We start from the raw sequence: 16,665 nt of genomic DNA, 5'->3' as shown, positions 1-16,665 counted from the left end.
AATCTCTGCCCTGCTGATCGCGATCAGCATGACAAATACATATTCAGTACTCTTCTGTCCTTTTGCCTGAGATTGTGAACCCTTCGGCGCCGCGAAAATTTCCGCGGTCTCTCCAGAAGCTGCTCCTGCTAAAGTGTGATCCTTAGCAATCATAGCTTGCGAATTATTAAATTATTAAAACGGTAATGCTGTTCTGATATTCTAACATATTACTTTCGATGTGAGTATTTGTTCAATGATAAAAGTCCCTTTGTATTTTTTGACAAAAAGACTGTTTGGTCTTTTATATTTCAATAGTTAGGTTGGAAATATTGATATCTGCACCTAGTTCAGTCACTTCGTTCTTTGAAGATATTTTCATTATGTAAGAGGTTATAAACCTAATTGAGGAGACTATTGGTGCTTTGAGAGAGTTAGTGAAAGAGGGGGGGAGTTAAGCATATAGGACTTTCAGAGGCTTCTTCTCAAACGAGTAAAAGAGCACAAAAAGCTGTACAGCAAATTTCTGCTCCAAGCTTCTCACCCGTTTGCTTAGCGCGGTATGCGAGATATGTAGGACCTCACTATTAAAAATTATGTATTCACGTTTCACTCTCGCTCCTAATATGACGATATGATCATTGTGTTATATCGACACTGCCAGCACGACTACTATTTTTGAAAAGAAAATCACAGAAGGCAACATCCGCTAACCGGATTTCTGCTTCTGTGATTGTTTAACCTATTTGTTACTTTTGAGTCCCCTTCAGGACTTCGAGGATGCCATCGTCCACAGATTCAATATAATTGTGACTGCACCCAAAATAACCGTGGTCCACATTGTCTCTGAATCCAGAGAGAAAGCGTAAGGATGAATGACAAACCAAATTCCCGCGAGTAGTGAAAACCACGTCTGCCATACAGCCCACCCCGAAGAATTCTCTTTGCATAAAGCCCATCCGGATACAATCAGCAAGACGGCTCCGACAATAACGCTAGTCCATAAAGCATCCTTTTGATCGGAATAGTCAAAGATCCATGGTGAGATGATGAACCAAATTCCAATAATAGCTGCTAATCCGTTCCTCCATTTCATAACCAACACCTCCGTTAAAATATTATACGACGTTCACATTTTTAACCTATGTCGTTCGAATATTGATCAGAACCCATTTATTAACAAATGATCGTCCGTATTGAAGGTGCCCCACCTGAAATACTGCCCTTTTCCTTTGAAACTCTCAGATTTTCCGATATAAATCGATGATCATATATACATGAGGAAATTCACATTATTTCCTTGCGGAAATAGGTGGAGACGTAAGAACTACGTCATTATCTTTTAACTGTACGCGAAAAATATATACAGGTTGAGAAAAACCTTTTGTATCAGTGGATTGATCTAAATAATACTCTGTAATGACTAATGTCTCACCTTCAAATTCTTCACCCGCTCCGAAAGGTCCCATAGGATAAATGTCTCCTTGTTTCAGGTTTTGAAATGCTTCTTTGGGAGAAATAATTTCGACGTCTCGCACTTTTTGACCTTTGGAATCGTAAACAGGCATTTTTTTACCTTCATTACTTAACTCTAGTGATGTTTTTATAGTGACATGAGACATATCCGTTTTTCCATAGGGATCAAATGGCATATTACCAAATCCCTTCATTTGATACGAAATAATTATTCCAAGTGCGACGAAGCTTACTGCAGTGGGTAAGATTAAATATTTGACTATTTGTGTGTATGATTGCTTTTTTTTCAAAAAAATAAGAACTATATTTAATATACAATAACCTAGCATCATTCCTATCGTATTATGAAGTAAATCGTCTAGTGCCGCACTTCCACGAAGTGTTATAAATTGAAGAGTTTCAATACATAAAGATGTTGTAATTGAAGTGATTAACATCCATTTTTCTTTTAAAAAAACTTCACTAAATAAAGGTAATAAAATCCCTAACGGAAACAGCATACCTATATTAACAATGATATGAAAAAAAGAATTAAATGAAAATTGATTCCATGCTTGTTGATACGCGCTCAGTACATCGAAATCAATTGTTCTTACAAAGATATTCTCAGCTGAACGACCAAATGTGGTAGCCATTATTAAAAGGAAATAATATCCTATTATTAATATAAGTAATATAATTTGTCGTTTAGTAAATTTCTTTTCTCGTTCATTAATAAAACTCATTTTACACCTCTTTAGAATAATATATATTTTATCTTCCATGGAAATCCCCTTGATTGATCGGGAACTCCATAATTCAAGAAGAGATATATCTCCTCCTTACTCGGTGATTTGATCTACCGTACCTACTCTGCCGAAAGCGAAAAACAAAAAATAAAGAATCAAAAGGGTTTAGGATATGGTTATAGCCAAAATCTTCTTTCGGTGTTGCTTCAATTGCATTGTCTTACCTCCATCGCTTAGCTGATGAATATTATTATATCCGTCTAAAATGACTTTCCAGTGACTATGGAGGTGACAATTCAGTCACTTACAGCGTGCCGTTAAATCACTTGCTTATAAAATTTAATCCGGAACTGCGTATACTCCACGCCGTTCTTCAAAATATTGATGACCGCCTCGGCAGTCCAATTGAAATCGCCGACAAAAGAGACGTCGTCATCGCTCGCGATGGAAACCGTCTGTCCCTTAATATCCATCGGAATCAGTACCGGCTCTAATGCCTTAAGGAACTAATTGTATGACCCTAGCCATCAGAGAGAACAAGGAGAAAGCCGGTACCTATAAAAACCGCTTGCTTGTTCGGCCGATATAGCCGTCAAGCAAGCGGTACGGGTTCAAAAGCCTTCTTTACCTGCTTCGGCTCATAAATATGGACGAATAGTCACTTATGCTGATCATTAATTTAATTTAGAATTACCTTAGAACATTGAAAAAGGCTGTGATTCCAATGTTAATCAAAAGAGACAAATGGTTGCAATATCGCATCCTTCGCAATGGATCCTCTCTCGCCGGACGGTTGCCAAAAACACAGTTGCTTAAGAAGAATGCTTTATCGAAGATGCTTCTTCAATATCAAAGCGTCGTACTGAAACCTCGCGACGGGAGTTACGGAAGGGATATCCTGTTCATTAAACGGAACGGTGCGAACGCCTATCGTATTCATAACGAAAAGAATGCGGTCACCATGAGAGACACTGATAAGTTATTCAAATGGCTCCGTAAAAAAAATAGAGGTCGTGGATATATTGTCCAAAGTCGTCTTCAGCTTGCTCAAATTGGGCACAATCCGTTCGACATTCGGATAATGGCTCAGCGAAAAAAAGGCTCTTCATCCACTTGGAACGTGACAGGCTCATACGCGAAAGTGGCGGCGCAAGGATATCTAGTCACGAATGTGACTAGCCGCACCATTCCAGTGCTTGAGGCACTAAAATTATCCCGAATCGGAGATCGGAGCTTGCTTGTCAAAGCGGAACGGGTCGCACTATTGGCTGCCAAACGACTGGGAGAGCGTTACCCCAAGCTTAGACAAGTCGGGTTCGATATAGGCATCGACAGGAAACGTCGGATTTGGATCATCGAAGGCAATTATCAACCGGACTTGCACCCTTTCCGGCTCTTGAAAGATTCCTCGATGCATCGCAGAATATTATGGTATAAGAAACATTAAAGCGAAAAAAAGACGACCAGCCTTTTATCTTTGACCGGTCGTCTTTTTATGTTTGGTTACCTATTCTTGATAATGCCCCGCTTGGGATTTTATCTGCGTCTTTTGGCACTTACAACGCGTGTCACTTGGAACTTATTTACCCCTACCTGTATAATGGCAAATTTGCTGTAAGAAGTGCCGGAAGAAGTATAAGGTTCTGCTTGAATATTTCCACTCGGTGTTTTAACCGTTGCGGTGATTCTAGTCACCAAACAGACTCCACGGCTAGAAGCTTTCCAAGTCTCGTCACGCTGAACATCATAATTGTCGTCACTACAAAAGACGGATGCATATTCAACTCTCCCAAACGCATTAAACGAAGTTGAGTTAGAGATCTGAACGGGGTCGTAACCTTTAGGTCTTCTATTTCCCATATTCAAAACCTCCCTTCTTATTGTATTGTTCAGTAAATGAAAATTGAATCGTTTTGGTAAGGTATAAATGTGGACAAGAAAAAAAGTGCGTTTTTCCGGTGGTCGCGAGGATCGGCAGCTTATGATACTGTGCCTCAAACAAAAAGAACCACCCTCGATCGAGCAACTAGCTGCAAGAATGACCCTAGCAATTAATAGCGTTATATAATTGGGGCTAACGATAGATAAAATATTTCCTATTAAAAAAGTTATCATAGCTATGAGTAGTAATTTGCGTCTCTCCACTCTGGAAGTTAAGGCAATGAGTGTTGGAGCGCCAAAAGCGAAAACCAAAGAGAAAATGGAAACCAACTGTCCGATTCTTCCGACTACAAACGGAGTATTCACTATGGACTAGAGATATAGAAGAAGAAATATTCCCCCTCTGCCGTGAACTTAATATTGCAGTTGTACCCTATAGCCCCTTAGGCCGTGGGTTCTTAACTGGAAAGATCAAATCAGTTGATACACTCGCAGAACATGATTACAGAAGGAATACACCACGATTTCAGGGTGACAATTTCACTCACAATCTTGCATTGGTTCAACGTTTAGAAGAGATAGCCAATGAGCTACATATTAGTCCTTCTCAGCTTGCTTTAGCATGGTTACTATCTAATGGCGAAGACTTAGTTCCTATACCTGGGACCAAAAAGAGTTCTTACATGGCAGAAAATATAGGAGCAATAGACATTGAGCTACCTAAAAATGTTAAGGAATTTATAAATAAAACGATTCCAGTAGGCACGGCAGTTGGTGACCGCTATCCTGCAAATTCCATGACGTTACTGGATCGGTAAGCAGCAAGTCCCATTTAGATCTAGATCTTTATTTGGGCTATGCTCACCTATTTTCTCGATCTGCCCTATGAAATACTTAGGTATATCTATACTTCCATTAAATAACTTACCTAAATCAAAAACCACAACCTCTCAACGGTTGTGGTTCTGTATTCATCTTGTATGTAGACATAGTCCTCTATAAGAATTCAGCCTTATTTGTGATACGGTTCACCGCACTTTCTGTAACGGCATGTGTTAATGCATAAAAAAAGTTGGAATCTTAATTGATTCCAACCCCTGATTACATCCAAATAGCTTGACCGATCACACTTTTAAATCGCTCAAGAGTCTTGTCACCAATTCCATCAATATTTAGTAACTCTTCATCGGATGCTTCTGCTAGTTCCCCCACAGTATCGTAACCCTGTTCTTTTAAAATTTCCAGCTTATTGTCTGTTATTCCATAAGGGAAGACAGTGGACTTTTTCAATTTTTCTATAGGTAGCTCCAGTATTGATAGCATTTTGTCCTCAGGTATTTCAGGCCACTGGATGTTAGAAAAAACACTGCTTGTTTGTGAGAACTGGATGTCCTCACCCTCCCTGTTACTCCATTGATCAAATAAGTCTTTCGTTAATCTACTGCCACTCATTACTTCCAGTAAATTGCAAAGATTTAGGGTGAATCGAGTTCCTCGCCCCCCTGACTTCATCCCCCGGGAAACCTCCCGTCGAGCAATAAACCCAGTATATTCTAATATTTCTAGCGCTTTGTCCATTTTATTCACTAAGTTGCGGTGAATAATACAAGAAATTGCGCCTTTAGATCCGCAGTTATTATATATTGTTGTTACCAATTCTTGTGCCGGTTCGATTAAGGCTTCATATATGCCAATTTTTAAACGCACTTCTTCAATCATTGGCCAATAATAATCAGAACTTAGTTCAAGCATTGCCTCCGATAATGTGGAATATCCAATTGTTTTATCTGTATTGAATAAAATAGAACAGGCCTTAACATATGATCGAACATTCCCAACAACAGCTTGTCCTAGGAATGAGGCAACTTCTTTAACATCAAGTTCCTTAGAGAACGTTCTTACCATAAGTTCGTTAGGAAATCTTGTTTGCATAATAGAAAAGAAGAATTCATTAAAATCTTCTTGGTCTTCTCTCCTTGATATCTCCACAACATTTGCATCATTATAAATATCAAATCTATTTCCAAATCGTGTCACACCAGGATAAATTGCTGCTTTGCATGAGACATTACTACTAGATAAAGTTCTAAAAACATCAAAGAACTCTTCTAGAGCCGCTTCTCTTCCAATGTGAGCTGCATCGTCAAAAAACAGTACGATGCGTTTACCTATGTGTTCTGAAAGTCTAACCAGTTCTTTATGCACTTCGTAAACTTCAGGACTAGCTTCGAAAATAAATGAGAATTTATCTGTAGATATTTTACCAATTTTATCAATTAATATTCGTAATAATTCGTTCTCATATTGCTTACCTCTTGTTCGTAGTAATGGAAGATGTCTTAAACTCAAATAAATACCTAGAGCATTTGAAGAATTCGAATTCTCATTTAGTCTTCTATCGGCTTCTCTTAATAATGCACTCTTTCCAGTTCCTCGGCCTCCCTTTAATAATACAGGTCCATGTGCCATTAGCTTTTTTATAATATTTTCTTCATATCCCATAAAACGATGATATCTAACAAATTCTTCTGCAGTAAAATCCTCTGAGGCAAGAATCAAGTTTACTAATCCGTTCTCAGGTGCCATCTCTTTATCAACTCCTCAGTTTCCTGAAAATACTGTATTGCATCTTCTTTAGGCAAACTATTTACTAAAATCCCACTATAATGGCTAACTAGACCTAATTCAGCGATTAATTGTACCATTCTAATGACATAATCTTGTACTGTTGTCGCATCATATATACTGTCAGAATTTATTAAAAACTCATAATGCACACCTTTAGAAAATGCAGAAAAAAGCTTTCCGGCCTCTGTTTTTGACATTTCAAAAAATTGGTTTTCGTCCTTCATTTCAAGTTTGTCCACCCAATCAGTTTTCCTCATAGAGTGGCTAGATAAGAAATCAGTCAAAGCAAGATATCCCGGCTTCCATAATAGTTCACCTACATGATTACCTAGAAGAGCCCTATCATAATCAGACAACTTATTTTCGGGATTCCACATGTCTTCCTTAGGTTTAGTAGCAGCAAGAATATCTCCCTTCCATTGTAACGCTATATTTGATCGTTTAGTTATGTCGTAGTTCGAAGAAGATTGAACTTTATATACAGAAAGTAGTCTGAAAAAATCATACCTTCCTAGAAGTGCCGAACATGCTCCTTCAATAATATTACGGGCATAAAAAGGTGCTAACTCCCTATCATCCTCATCAATCAGTTCCAAACTAAGCAACTTCCTTGAAAAATTACTAATAGTATTGCTCAGACGATTGAATACTATATTAGCTTCTCTATGAGTGTTATCAATATTACCACAAATTAGACTTGCAAGTGGATGTTGCACTAACGTCAATACGAACCCCTCCTCATATAGAGAATTCTATGAATAAATCCAAATTCCTCCTACTTCTTAATTTGCCCTTACTTATGATACGGTTCACCGTAATGTATCAAAAGGAGTATCTTATTCTTTTCTTTACCATCTATTAATTTCAAGATAGATTTCTAAAATCAAATTTAATTCCGACTTAGTATATAGAGAATAATAATTTAATAAATTCTATTATTTTAATATAAAGGTTTACTTTGCATAATATAACTTTTATAATGATGTTGGCCATGTAGCTTAATGGTAAAGCGCATTTTTTAATGATATGGGAGGTTCGATTCCCCCCATGGTAAGAACGATGAAAGTTCATCGTTCTTACCATGGTGAGAATATTTCCCACGAGGAGAGTATACTGAATGGTTAATACTCAAGAAGATATTTATAAGTTTCACTGCCAAAATCTTAAAGCTGTAATTGCTTCATATAACAATATTGAACGAGATTTAAAGCAAAGTTTAAGAAGAAATGATGTACATTCTATACAACTATTAAAACATTATGAATTATACCTATTATTTTTATCAGGTGCCTATATCGAAAATATGTATTTTAAATTAGTATATGAACCAAATTTCACCCAAAATGATAGAGATTATACTAAAGTACATTCTAAACAACCCTTAAATCAAAAATGGAAAATTCTATTGGAGTACGGATTTAGAAAAGCATATGGTATAAGAGACAACTTTAATTTACAACTTAAATTAAAGTTTACTCCTAGAAAATATTATAATGAATTATTTAATTTTATAGATAAAGAACTAAACACAATTATAACAATTCGTAACAAAGTTGCTCATGGTCAATTTATTCATACGTTTAATAGTGATAGAACAGCTCTTAATGAAAATACCCAAAGTTTATTAGATGCTCAAAATCTTTTTACCATAAGAATGCGAATAGAAAAGTTCAAGGTGATTTCGAGTGTAATTCATGATTTAGTTATATCTCCCAGAACGTTTATAAGAGATTTCGATAACTATTATGAGAAGTATGAGCGAGTAACAAATAATTGTTCGTTAGAAAAATATGATGAATTTTTATCTGAAATCAGAAAAAGATACAATAATAGAACTTCAATCTTGAGTAATACAATATAAATACTTCAAATAAATTAAAAAAACTCTTGGAAATTAATTGACCAAGAGTTTTTTTAATTTTATTTATATATGATGCATTCTTAAAGAGATATTAACTAAATCTTTACCTAATAATTTATATATCACATTCACTATTTATTAGTATATATCTCCTTTACTTATGATACGGCTCTCCCCGATTTATCTTCACCGCACGATACACCTGCTCCGTCAGCACTAGCCGCATCAGCTGATGCGGCAGTGTCATGCGCCCGAAGCTGAGCTTCTGCTGGGCGCGACGCAGTACTGCATCGGAGAGCCCGTGGCTGCCTCCGATGACGAACACGACATGGCTCGTCCCGTAGGTGCCGAGCTTGTCGATCTCTGCGGCCAGCTCTTCCGAGCTCCATAGCTGGCCACCGATAGCGAGCGCAACGACGTGCGCCTCGCTCTTAATATGCGCGAGGATGCGTTCACCCTCGCGATCTTTAACAATAGACACCTCAGCATCGCTCAAGGTGTCCGGTGCCTTCTCATCCGCTACCTCAACCATCTGGAACTTGATGTATGGATTTAGCCGCTTAGCATATTCCTGAATCCCCAGAACTAGATACTTCTCTTTCAATTTCCCCACGCCAATAATCTGAATAAACACTACTCAATCAACCTCCACCATTTATGTATGCCTCAACGATATCCAATACGGTTATATATTTTTAAGAATCATGTAACTCATGATTAAATTTACATTTACATCCTTCATTATTACCACAGTATTCACACTCAAGAACTTTCCCCTTATTTCTTCTGGCTCTGTACTCAACCTCTAGTTCGTTTCACTAACACTAACTAATGGTTTGTAACCTTTGCCCTACCCATGCCCACCCACCTAGCGATGAAATTAGACCCTACTCCAATGTAGGGATCTGAACGATGCGAAGCATCTACGCACTAAGTGAACTTAAGGCATTAAAGCTTCTAATACATTTAGAGCATGCATAGCATGTAAGGTATTTCCGTAGTACCAGCGTAGAGGACGGAATTGTTCTGGAGGAAACGAAGTGGTCGCCTACAAGCTTTCCGAAGGAAAGCCTCTTCGAAAGCATATGCTTGTCCCCGGATTTCTACCGCAGTAGGCGGTATCCAATTAGGAAATCCGGGGACAACAGCGATCGGAAGAACAATCCGTTCTCGCAGCGGTCTTCGAAGCATATTCCCAAAAGGAGCTTCCCCGAATAATACCCAGCATCTTTTCCATCCCCCACAAATACAAAAAGGGCGTCAAATTTCACGCCCTTTCACTTATACGACCAAATACTGCGCCGCCTGCTCACACTCAATACATTTCACTGGGGGATCCCAGTCGGAGAACTCGGTTTCCTTCAAATCCACAATGTCCGGTGCATCTTCATATTCATCAACGAAACTGTCAATCGCGAACTCTACATGATCTTTGCATACAACGTACATGAACGAAAGCATCCTCTCTGTCCTACACTCTGCTGTTTTTTATCTATTATAACCCGAAATCGCCTATAACACATCCACAATCTCCATAGATTTCATCAGCTATCTATCACAAGTCACTGATTTCCGTCATTTTATTCCGCTGGTTTATCACTAATCTTCAATGTCACAACCTTCAATTCACCCTCACGATAAAAGGTTACACTCAGCTCATCACCGATTTTCGATTGATCATAGAGGAACTTACGAAGTTCCATGGTTGACGTAATCGGTTCATTATCGAACTTCGTGATGACGTCATTCAACTTCAATCCCGCTTCTAACGCAGGACCGACAGCATCCAACACCACAACACCTTCTTTTACATCGCTAGGTAATTTCAGGCTCTTACGTTCATCCGCATCCAATGGTGCATATGTGTTATTTAAATCTACCGTATATACGCCAATGTAAGGACGTGCTATTTTACCATTTAACATCAATTCATTTACCGTCTTCATGACTTGACTCGTAGGAATTGCGAACCCAAGTCCCTCTACACCTGTGTCGGATATCTTCATCGTATTGATCCCAATGACTTTACCGTCCAGATCAACCAATGCACCGCCACTGTTGCCCTCATTAATCGCTGCATCCGTCTGAATAACCTCTTGCTCCCAATCATATATACCATCTTTATTCAGAGATACTGGAAGTAAGCGCTTGGTGTAACTCACAATGCCGGACGTAAGTGATCCACCAAGCCCTAATGGGTTTCCTAAAGAAATGACGGTTTCTCCCTGACGGAGTTTACTCGAATCCCCGATCTCGGCAATCGTATTGATCTTCTTACCATCAATAGAGAGTACGGCAATATCATTAACCGTGTCTGTACCTACTAACGTCGCTTTTATCGTATCCCCATCAATCGTCAGCACTTCCAACTCTTCCGCTTCAGCGATGACATGATTGTTCGTAATGATATAAGCTAAGCCATTTTCTTTCTTGAAAATAACACCGGAGCCGAGACCCGACTCCTCTAAATTAATATCATCTTTTTTATGGTCCTTATAATTAGCGATACTTACGACTGCAGGACGTACCTTCGCTGCCGCTTGAATCAGTCGTTCAAAAGGATCACTCTCCATCTTTACTTGCACCGCACTAACAGCAGATGCGTGGGGAGTTGAGGAGGGTAAGCCCGTGATCAGACTGAATAATACGGTTGCCACCACTGCGCCGATCACCGAACTAATGACAGAAATTTGAATCGTGGACATTCCCCGACGACGGGTTCTAGACCAGCTCACGGGGTTAGGTTTTACTTTGGTATGCTCTTTTCGCTGTTTGGACACTTTGGTCGAATAAAATTCATCTTCGAACAAACCCATAGTAAATCCTCTCCCTTTGTTATCACCCTCTAAGAACAAGACAATAATGACTTCATTAGAGCCACTTCATCTGACAATACATATACTATATATAACTCCGTTAAGACCTAAAAAGTTGCACATTTTATCTCGTTACTTTTACATCACCACATAACCACTAGTTCAAGCGAAATAAACAAGTATTTATGAAATAAAATATACCACAATCACATCGTAAAATTTCCACCATAAAATTCAATTATTCTAGTAATCTTTGTGCTACATAGGAATATTTTGCGATGAAACAGACTACACTAAGAACAAGTCTATGAATTACAAATTCATAGATTACGATTACGTTTGTGTACTGTACATTGTATCATACGTAGTGATTAGCAACATCATGTTTTGGACCTATTTTAAAATAGTTAAATTTGGGATATTTACCTTATATGCAAAGGGGAGGAATAACAATTGGAAGGTGTAAATTTATCTATGGATGTTGTGCACATGATAGCCAAGCTAGGAGATATGAAGGACGAACATTATCGTAATACCCTTGCCATCAGTACAATCATTGAGCTTCTTGTAGACAAGGGGATTCTTACACGTGAGGAATTGGCTATCAAAGCCGATGAACTCGATCAGTTTATGGCTTGCTCACCTTATCCCATGGTGTAGGTCGATCAAAGTAGGTGTCACATAACTTGAAATCGGTCTCTTTATAGAAACATCCGCGCTCTTCCATGGCATCGCGCACGGTCATTTTAGCTAAATCCATCATGTTGTGATCTCGGCTTAAATGAGCCAAGTACGTACGTTTGGTATCTCCCGTAAGGAGCTCACTCATCGCTTCACCAGAAGCCTCATTCGAGAGATGCCCCATATCGCCTAAGATACGACGTTTGGTGTTCCATGGATACCGCCCCATTCGTAGCAACTCAATATCGTGATTAGCTTCAAGGACGAGTACATCCGAATCCGCAATGGCCCTCTTCACTTTCTCACTAACGTAACCCAGATCCGTAGCCACACTGAGCTTATCATCGCCATCATAGAAACTATAGCCTACGGGTTCCGCTGCATCATGGGAAATCCCGAATGATTCCACGCGAAGTGTACCGAAATCCTTCACTTCCCCGCTATCTAACACAATCCGATTCTCTTCTGATATTTTACCAACTGATTTATTCATTGCATCCCATGTCTTCTCATTAGCATAGATCGGTAGATTATATTTACGAGCCACTGGACCCAAGCCTTTAATATGATCTGAATGTTCATGTGTAATGAGTATCCCATCAATTTCGCCACCCGTAAGGTCACGCTCCTGTAACAATTCATCGATTCGACGCGCACTGAATCCCGCATCGATCAATAGCGTCGTCGCCCCATTCGTAACCACCGTTGCATTCCCTGTTGATCCACTCGATAATACTGTAAATGATATCCCCATAAACGTTGTCCTACTCCTTTACTTTGTCTGTCTTGGAACTAATAACGTCCCCACTGATGCCCTGTACATAATAGATTTCACTCTCTAACGTAAATCGCCATACCGGTGCCGCCACCTGATTCTCAGAGTTAAACATCTCTCCGTAATATCCTAGCTGAATATCTTTCACAGCTGAATTCTCTGGAATATAGTTATTGTTAATGAGTTTGGCTAGTGCATCTGAAGCATGTAACACCTTCTGCTCTTCCTCGTCGTTAGATGGAATAATCTCCGTTATCGATAATTGATAAGAAGTGATTTTCTGCTCACGATAGAACAACTTCAACTTCAATTGATCATTAAATAGTGGCCACTCATTCTCAACTAAAGGATGAAATACGAACGCTCCATATTCACTTTCCATTGGATCATAACGATATTTCTTAAAATCAGGAATTTGCTTCTCTAGTGCTTTCGTTAATTCGTCACCCATAAAGACTAGCTTGCTATCTAGTGGTTTCGCAAGATCCACAGGATCATTATTCTCACTGTTAATAAAATGATAGGTAATCTTGGGAAGCGCTGGGGTTCGTGGAGGAATCGGACATAACAGTTGAATGTTTTTTTCCTGCATGATTTTCTGTGTATTTTCATCGAGTGAGGTATAATCCAGGTTCGTACTCACTTGTTCCCTTACATCGTTCCACAACTGATAACCTAATACGAGATTTAGCAGTAAAAAAGCGTAGATCAACACATTTTTAGCTCGTCCCCAATCCATCCCTGTCCCCCCTATCCCACCTAAATATTATGAACCTTAACTTGATTCCATTTTCTTAATCGAGCACCATCTCTTCGCCATTTCGTAGCTTAACAGCCCATACAGGGGTTAAATGTAGTCCTCCCTCAGTACGTGTAGGCATATATGCAGGATACAGATCCACAATCGCAGATTGTTGACTGACGATTTTCAGCTTCTCTTTTAGCTCTTCACCGCCTGACAACACCTTGATTTGCTTGTTTTGTTCCTCCGATTTGATATAGATGAGAGAACGCTCATAAGCGGATACCGTGCCTTGATGCAGATCAAGCTTAATGGTGCCATATTGGAACCCTGCTTTTTTCAAAATAGGGTAGTTGCCATAATACTGCTGGAATACCACTTCATTCTTACCTATCCCACCGCCAGCAAGGCTTAATCGATAATCACCATTCCAACCGCCATGTTGGTTCACGAAATCAACCGCAGCGAGTACCTCTTTATCCACATTGCTTTCTCCAGCAGGTAATGCTGCAGGATCTGTATAACTCATCCACTTCTGTTCTTGCCTCACTTGCAAGCTTCGTTTACTATCCGTATATATCTCGGAGCCATCCTTTTCCCTAATATTACGTGTAATACTGGAATCGAAGAATAAGCTTCTTTGCATTTGTTCAGCTGTATACACACCCAAATTCAATGTGGATTCAACCATATCGACTGATGTCTCAGGCACATAGTAAGCTCCATTTACTGTTGTATACGGAATCCACGTTGCGCCGAAATCCACATGTTGCTGTACATCCTGCACGGTAAGATCGGCTTTGCCTGCCTCATATACAACGCCACCTTCTGTGCTGAAAAACAACGCATGTGCCTTAGATTCATTATTCACGTTATAAATCCAGACGCGGTCAATGAGCTCCGCTTGAAATAACGCATCCGGTTGAATCTGCATCACACGTTGCAGTAGGGTAACCGGCACACCCGACCCAAACGTCAGTTCAATACCAGGATTCTTCTGTCGCATTTCTGCAAGATCGATATTCTGAATGGAACGCCGTTGGAAGCTATCGAAACTCCGACCCTCAAGTAATGAGAAGATCAGATTATAAAACGTCGAATCAGGATAAAAGATCGTATGTTTATCTTCTCCCATGTGAATAATCATTTTGTCTGGGTAAATAAGATCCTCCACATTCGTCTCAGGCCCCATATAATCTGTCTTAATATAGTTGGTTGCAGACCGGATGATAGTATCACTACCTGGAAGTCGATATATAAGATAATAACTTTCCACTAGACTACTCACGACCAACAAGACGAGCACGATAGACTTTAACTTCTCTTTCATGACAACACACCCCCATCTTCAACCAAAGGAAGCGTGAAGCTGACCTTCGTACCTTGTCCCAATTCAGACTGTAAAGCTATAACGCCACCATGAGCGCTAACAATTTCCCGGGCAATGGATAGACCAAGACCTGTTCCTCCCATATTACGTGAGCGTGCCTTATCCACTCGATAGAACCGCTCAAATATACGATCCAAATCTTTCTTAGGAATACCAATCCCCGTATCCCGAACCGAAATCGTCAGGTTAGCTCCCTCTGTAACTTTAGCTTCCAACGTAACCACGCCACCCTCAGGTGTATATTTAAGCGAATTAGACACTAGATTATCAAGTACTTGGTCGATCTGGTCACGATCAAATGATACGCTACCGATACCCTTGTCCACCTTAATAATGGATCGAATATTCTTCTGCTGCATTTGAAAAGAAAAGCGATCCGTTACATCCTCCAACATTTCTAACACATCCGTTGGTTCTTTCCGAAGGGACGCTTCTTTGTTATCTAGCCTAGATAAGTGAAGTAGATCTGTTACCAGACGAATCATCCGTTCCGTCTCATTCTGGATTACGCCTACAAACCTCGGTGCCAGTTGTGTATCCTCTAATGCACCATCATCCAGCGCTTCGGTATAACTCTTTATCGTCGTTAGTGGGGTACGTAATTCATGCGATACATTAGCCACGAATTCACGGCGCGAGGCTTCCAACTTCTCCTGCTCCGTTACATCCTGTAGTACGGCTATCATACCTGTAATGCCAAATTCTCTCCGGTGAATCGAAGTGAACGTCACTCGCACCTTATATGAAATAGCTACCTCTTCTCGACTAATCTCGAGTAATGCCGTATTGATTGATCCATCTGCAAAAGCTTGCGTCTGCTCAGCATCAAGTCCGAGGAGTACGGTGATATCCCGATTATCTAAATCTTCCTCATCTAAGCTTAACATCGTGCCCGCACGACGGTTCATCAATATGATATGTCCCGCTTCATTTGTCGCAATCACACCATCACTCATATTCGTAAGAATGGAAGCTAACTTCTCCTTCTCCTCTTCATTCTGCAAGAGTGCATTTCGAAGGCGACCCGTCATATAATTGAAGGCCTCGCTTAATTGTCCAATTTCATCGTTGCCGAACACTGGCATCTTCTGATCGAAGCTTCCTTCTGCCACCGCCGTCGCATGCCGTGTCATTTCTTTGATCGGCTGCGTAATGGTATGTGCTAGAATAACGCCAAGGATCGCGGTTAATCCTAACGCAATTAACATACCTGATATAAAAATATTGTTAACCCGACCCATCGTATCGTGCAACTCATTCATGGCAGCGACAATATAGATCGCACCTACAATTTTGCTATTATAAATAACAGGCTTTGCAACCACCCGTTTACGTTCATTATCCTCATCAATCATATATTCCTCATTATCACTAATGCCTTGAAGCGCACGGCTCACGACCGTCTGTGTGTTCTTTCGCCCTACATAATCCTCATGAGCAGACAAGGAGGTAATCAACACCTTACCACTGGCATCAAGAACCTGAATCTCCACACCACTGAGATTGAATAGATTATTGACGATTATGCCTAAGCTTTCCACAGAGTTCTTCCCCGCTTCAACATCTCCTCCCAATTTCTCCGCAGCCATTACAGACAACAACTCTGCTTGTTCCTGCAGGTCATTGGTGAAATTGCTCGTCAGCGAGTTTTTCATAGCACTCACGAAATAGACGCCGATCAACTGCATGGCGATGAGAATCAACAGCA

Annotated in this window: 16 protein-coding genes, 1 tRNA gene, 2 pseudogenes and 1 riboswitch; of the genes and pseudogenes, 5 read left to right on the top strand and 14 right to left on the bottom strand. The window is 39.9% G+C overall.

Features of this window, described 5'->3' with window-relative positions; genetic code table 11:
- Positions 1 to 44: 44 nt before the first annotated feature.
- Positions 45 to 126, bottom strand: a riboswitch (glycine riboswitch).
- A 619-nt stretch (positions 127 to 745) separates the two neighbouring features.
- The 3 genes and pseudogenes from BW961_RS22580 to BW961_RS31310 form a co-directional block, all read right to left on the bottom strand.
- Positions 746 to 1,075, bottom strand: coding sequence for an SPW repeat protein (locus tag BW961_RS22580; RefSeq protein WP_068589281.1), 330 nt, complete (start codon positions 1,073 to 1,075; stop codon positions 746 to 748).
- A gap of 196 nt (positions 1,076 to 1,271) precedes the next feature.
- Positions 1,272 to 2,180, bottom strand: coding sequence for a VanZ family protein (locus BW961_RS22575; RefSeq protein ID WP_068589443.1), 909 nt, complete (start codon positions 2,178 to 2,180; stop codon positions 1,272 to 1,274).
- A gap of 356 nt (positions 2,181 to 2,536) precedes the next feature.
- Positions 2,537 to 2,683, bottom strand: a pseudogene (locus BW961_RS31310) (sensor histidine kinase); the annotation flags it as partial.
- Positions 2,684 to 2,907: 224 nt separating this feature from the next.
- Here BW961_RS31310 and BW961_RS22570 point away from each other — a divergent pair.
- The gene (locus BW961_RS22570; protein WP_068589284.1) at positions 2,908 to 3,630 is read left to right on the top strand and encodes a YheC/YheD family protein; all 723 of its coding nucleotides are present in this window, start codon (positions 2,908 to 2,910) and stop codon (positions 3,628 to 3,630) included.
- A gap of 89 nt (positions 3,631 to 3,719) precedes the next feature.
- Here BW961_RS22570 and BW961_RS31305 read toward each other — a convergent pair whose 3' ends face one another.
- Together BW961_RS31305 and BW961_RS31990 are read right to left on the bottom strand one after the other, a co-directional pair.
- Positions 3,720 to 4,043, bottom strand: a complete 324-nt coding sequence (locus BW961_RS31305; protein WP_068589287.1) for a hypothetical protein — start codon at positions 4,041 to 4,043, stop codon at positions 3,720 to 3,722.
- 216 nt (positions 4,044 to 4,259) lie between these two features.
- Positions 4,260 to 4,430 (bottom strand): annotated as a pseudogene (locus tag BW961_RS31990) (MFS transporter); the annotation flags it as partial.
- Here BW961_RS31990 and BW961_RS22555 point away from each other — a divergent pair.
- Positions 4,349 to 4,882 carry an aldo/keto reductase gene (locus BW961_RS22555; protein WP_068589290.1) on the top strand — a complete coding sequence of 178 codons (534 nt, stop codon included), beginning with the start codon at positions 4,349 to 4,351 and terminating at the stop codon, positions 4,880 to 4,882. The pseudogene BW961_RS31990 and the gene BW961_RS22555 sit on opposite strands and share 82 nt — an antisense overlap.
- A 283-nt stretch (positions 4,883 to 5,165) precedes the next feature.
- Here the strand turns inward: BW961_RS22555 and BW961_RS22550 are convergent, their stop codons facing one another.
- The gene (locus BW961_RS22550; RefSeq protein ID WP_068589293.1) at positions 5,166 to 6,650 is read right to left on the bottom strand and encodes a helix-hairpin-helix domain-containing protein; all 1,485 of its coding nucleotides are present in this window, start codon (positions 6,648 to 6,650) and stop codon (positions 5,166 to 5,168) included.
- Positions 6,629 to 7,417 (bottom strand): hypothetical protein, encoded by a 789-nt coding sequence (locus BW961_RS22545; protein WP_068589296.1) that lies wholly within the window; start codon positions 7,415 to 7,417, stop codon positions 6,629 to 6,631. Before BW961_RS22545 ends, BW961_RS22550 begins: the two co-directional genes overlap by 22 nt.
- Before the next feature lie 261 nt (positions 7,418 to 7,678).
- On the opposite strand from BW961_RS22545, the gene BW961_RS22540 reads away from it, so the two are divergent.
- Positions 7,679 to 7,746, top strand: a tRNA-OTHER gene (locus BW961_RS22540).
- A gap of 63 nt (positions 7,747 to 7,809) precedes the next feature.
- Positions 7,810 to 8,553, top strand: coding sequence for a hypothetical protein (locus BW961_RS22535; protein WP_068589299.1), 744 nt, complete (start codon positions 7,810 to 7,812; stop codon positions 8,551 to 8,553).
- 154 nt (positions 8,554 to 8,707) lie between these two features.
- Here BW961_RS22535 and rlmH read toward each other — a convergent pair whose 3' ends face one another.
- The 3 genes from rlmH to BW961_RS22520 all read right to left on the bottom strand — a co-directional run bounded on the left by rlmH (position 8,708) and on the right by BW961_RS22520 (position 11,369).
- Positions 8,708 to 9,187 carry a 23S rRNA (pseudouridine(1915)-N(3))-methyltransferase RlmH gene (rlmH, locus tag BW961_RS22530; protein ID WP_068589302.1) on the bottom strand — a complete coding sequence of 160 codons (480 nt, stop codon included), beginning with the start codon at positions 9,185 to 9,187 and terminating at the stop codon, positions 8,708 to 8,710.
- A 647-nt stretch (positions 9,188 to 9,834) separates the two neighbouring features.
- On the bottom strand, positions 9,835 to 10,002 hold the full coding sequence (locus tag BW961_RS22525; RefSeq protein WP_068533896.1) for a CxxH/CxxC protein: 168 nt from the start codon (positions 10,000 to 10,002) through the stop codon (positions 9,835 to 9,837).
- A gap of 131 nt (positions 10,003 to 10,133) precedes the next feature.
- Positions 10,134 to 11,369 (bottom strand): S1C family serine protease, encoded by a 1,236-nt coding sequence (locus BW961_RS22520; protein ID WP_068589305.1) that lies wholly within the window; start codon positions 11,367 to 11,369, stop codon positions 10,134 to 10,136.
- A 474-nt stretch (positions 11,370 to 11,843) separates the two neighbouring features.
- Here BW961_RS22520 and BW961_RS22515 point away from each other — a divergent pair, with 474 nt between their 5' ends.
- A complete protein-coding gene (locus BW961_RS22515) occupies positions 11,844 to 12,029 on the top strand; it encodes a hypothetical protein (RefSeq protein ID WP_068589447.1) in 186 nt (61 codons plus the stop codon).
- Here BW961_RS22515 and BW961_RS22510 read toward each other — a convergent pair.
- From BW961_RS22510 to walK, 4 genes are read right to left on the bottom strand one after another with little or no spacing between them, the layout of a single operon-like run.
- Positions 11,998 to 12,804, bottom strand: a complete 807-nt coding sequence (locus BW961_RS22510; protein ID WP_068589309.1) for an MBL fold metallo-hydrolase — start codon at positions 12,802 to 12,804, stop codon at positions 11,998 to 12,000. The two genes, BW961_RS22515 and BW961_RS22510, sit on opposite strands and share 32 nt — an antisense overlap.
- A gap of 10 nt (positions 12,805 to 12,814) precedes the next feature.
- Entirely contained in the window at positions 12,815 to 13,564 is a 750-nt protein-coding gene (yycI, locus tag BW961_RS22505; RefSeq protein ID WP_068589312.1) for a two-component system regulatory protein YycI, read from the bottom strand.
- 55 nt (positions 13,565 to 13,619) lie between these two features.
- Positions 13,620 to 14,897 carry a YycH family regulatory protein gene (locus BW961_RS22500; protein ID WP_068589316.1) on the bottom strand — a complete coding sequence of 426 codons (1,278 nt, stop codon included), beginning with the start codon at positions 14,895 to 14,897 and terminating at the stop codon, positions 13,620 to 13,622.
- Positions 14,894 to 16,645, bottom strand: a complete 1,752-nt coding sequence (gene walK, locus BW961_RS22495; protein ID WP_425298698.1) for a cell wall metabolism sensor histidine kinase WalK — start codon at positions 16,643 to 16,645, stop codon at positions 14,894 to 14,896. The genes BW961_RS22500 and walK overlap by 4 nt, the downstream gene beginning before the upstream one ends.
- Positions 16,646 to 16,665 lie beyond the last annotated feature (20 nt).

Source organism: Paenibacillus macquariensis, assembly GCF_900156375.1.
GTDB classification, from domain to species: domain Bacteria; phylum Bacillota; class Bacilli; order Paenibacillales; family Paenibacillaceae; genus Paenibacillus_AQ; species Paenibacillus_AQ macquariensis.
Note: the sequence above shows the minus strand (reverse complement) of the source record. Positions and strands in the feature narration are given on the sequence as shown.

Coding starts and splice junctions, on each gene's coding strand:
- BW961_RS22580 (WP_068589281.1), bottom strand. CDS start 1,075: ATGAAATGGAGGAACGGATTAGCAGCTATTATTGGAATTTGGTTCATC.
- BW961_RS22575 (WP_068589443.1), bottom strand. CDS start 2,180: ATGAGTTTTATTAATGAACGAGAAAAGAAATTTACTAAACGACAAATT.
- BW961_RS22570 (WP_068589284.1), top strand. CDS start 2,908: ATGTTAATCAAAAGAGACAAATGGTTGCAATATCGCATCCTTCGCAAT.
- BW961_RS31305 (WP_068589287.1), bottom strand. CDS start 4,043: ATGGGAAATAGAAGACCTAAAGGTTACGACCCCGTTCAGATCTCTAAC.
- BW961_RS22550 (WP_068589293.1), bottom strand. CDS start 6,650: ATGGCACCTGAGAACGGATTAGTAAACTTGATTCTTGCCTCAGAGGAT.
- BW961_RS22535 (WP_068589299.1), top strand. CDS start 7,810: ATGGTTAATACTCAAGAAGATATTTATAAGTTTCACTGCCAAAATCTT.
- BW961_RS22525 (WP_068533896.1), bottom strand. CDS start 10,002: ATGTACGTTGTATGCAAAGATCATGTAGAGTTCGCGATTGACAGTTTC.
- BW961_RS22520 (WP_068589305.1), bottom strand. CDS start 11,369: ATGGGTTTGTTCGAAGATGAATTTTATTCGACCAAAGTGTCCAAACAG.
- BW961_RS22515 (WP_068589447.1), top strand. CDS start 11,844: ATGGATGTTGTGCACATGATAGCCAAGCTAGGAGATATGAAGGACGAA.
- BW961_RS22510 (WP_068589309.1), bottom strand. CDS start 12,804: ATGGGGATATCATTTACAGTATTATCGAGTGGATCAACAGGGAATGCA.
- yycI (WP_068589312.1), bottom strand. CDS start 13,564: ATGGATTGGGGACGAGCTAAAAATGTGTTGATCTACGCTTTTTTACTG.
- BW961_RS22500 (WP_068589316.1), bottom strand. CDS start 14,897: ATGAAAGAGAAGTTAAAGTCTATCGTGCTCGTCTTGTTGGTCGTGAGT.
- walK (WP_425298698.1), bottom strand. CDS start 16,645: ATGCAGTTGATCGGCGTCTATTTCGTGAGTGCTATGAAAAACTCGCTG.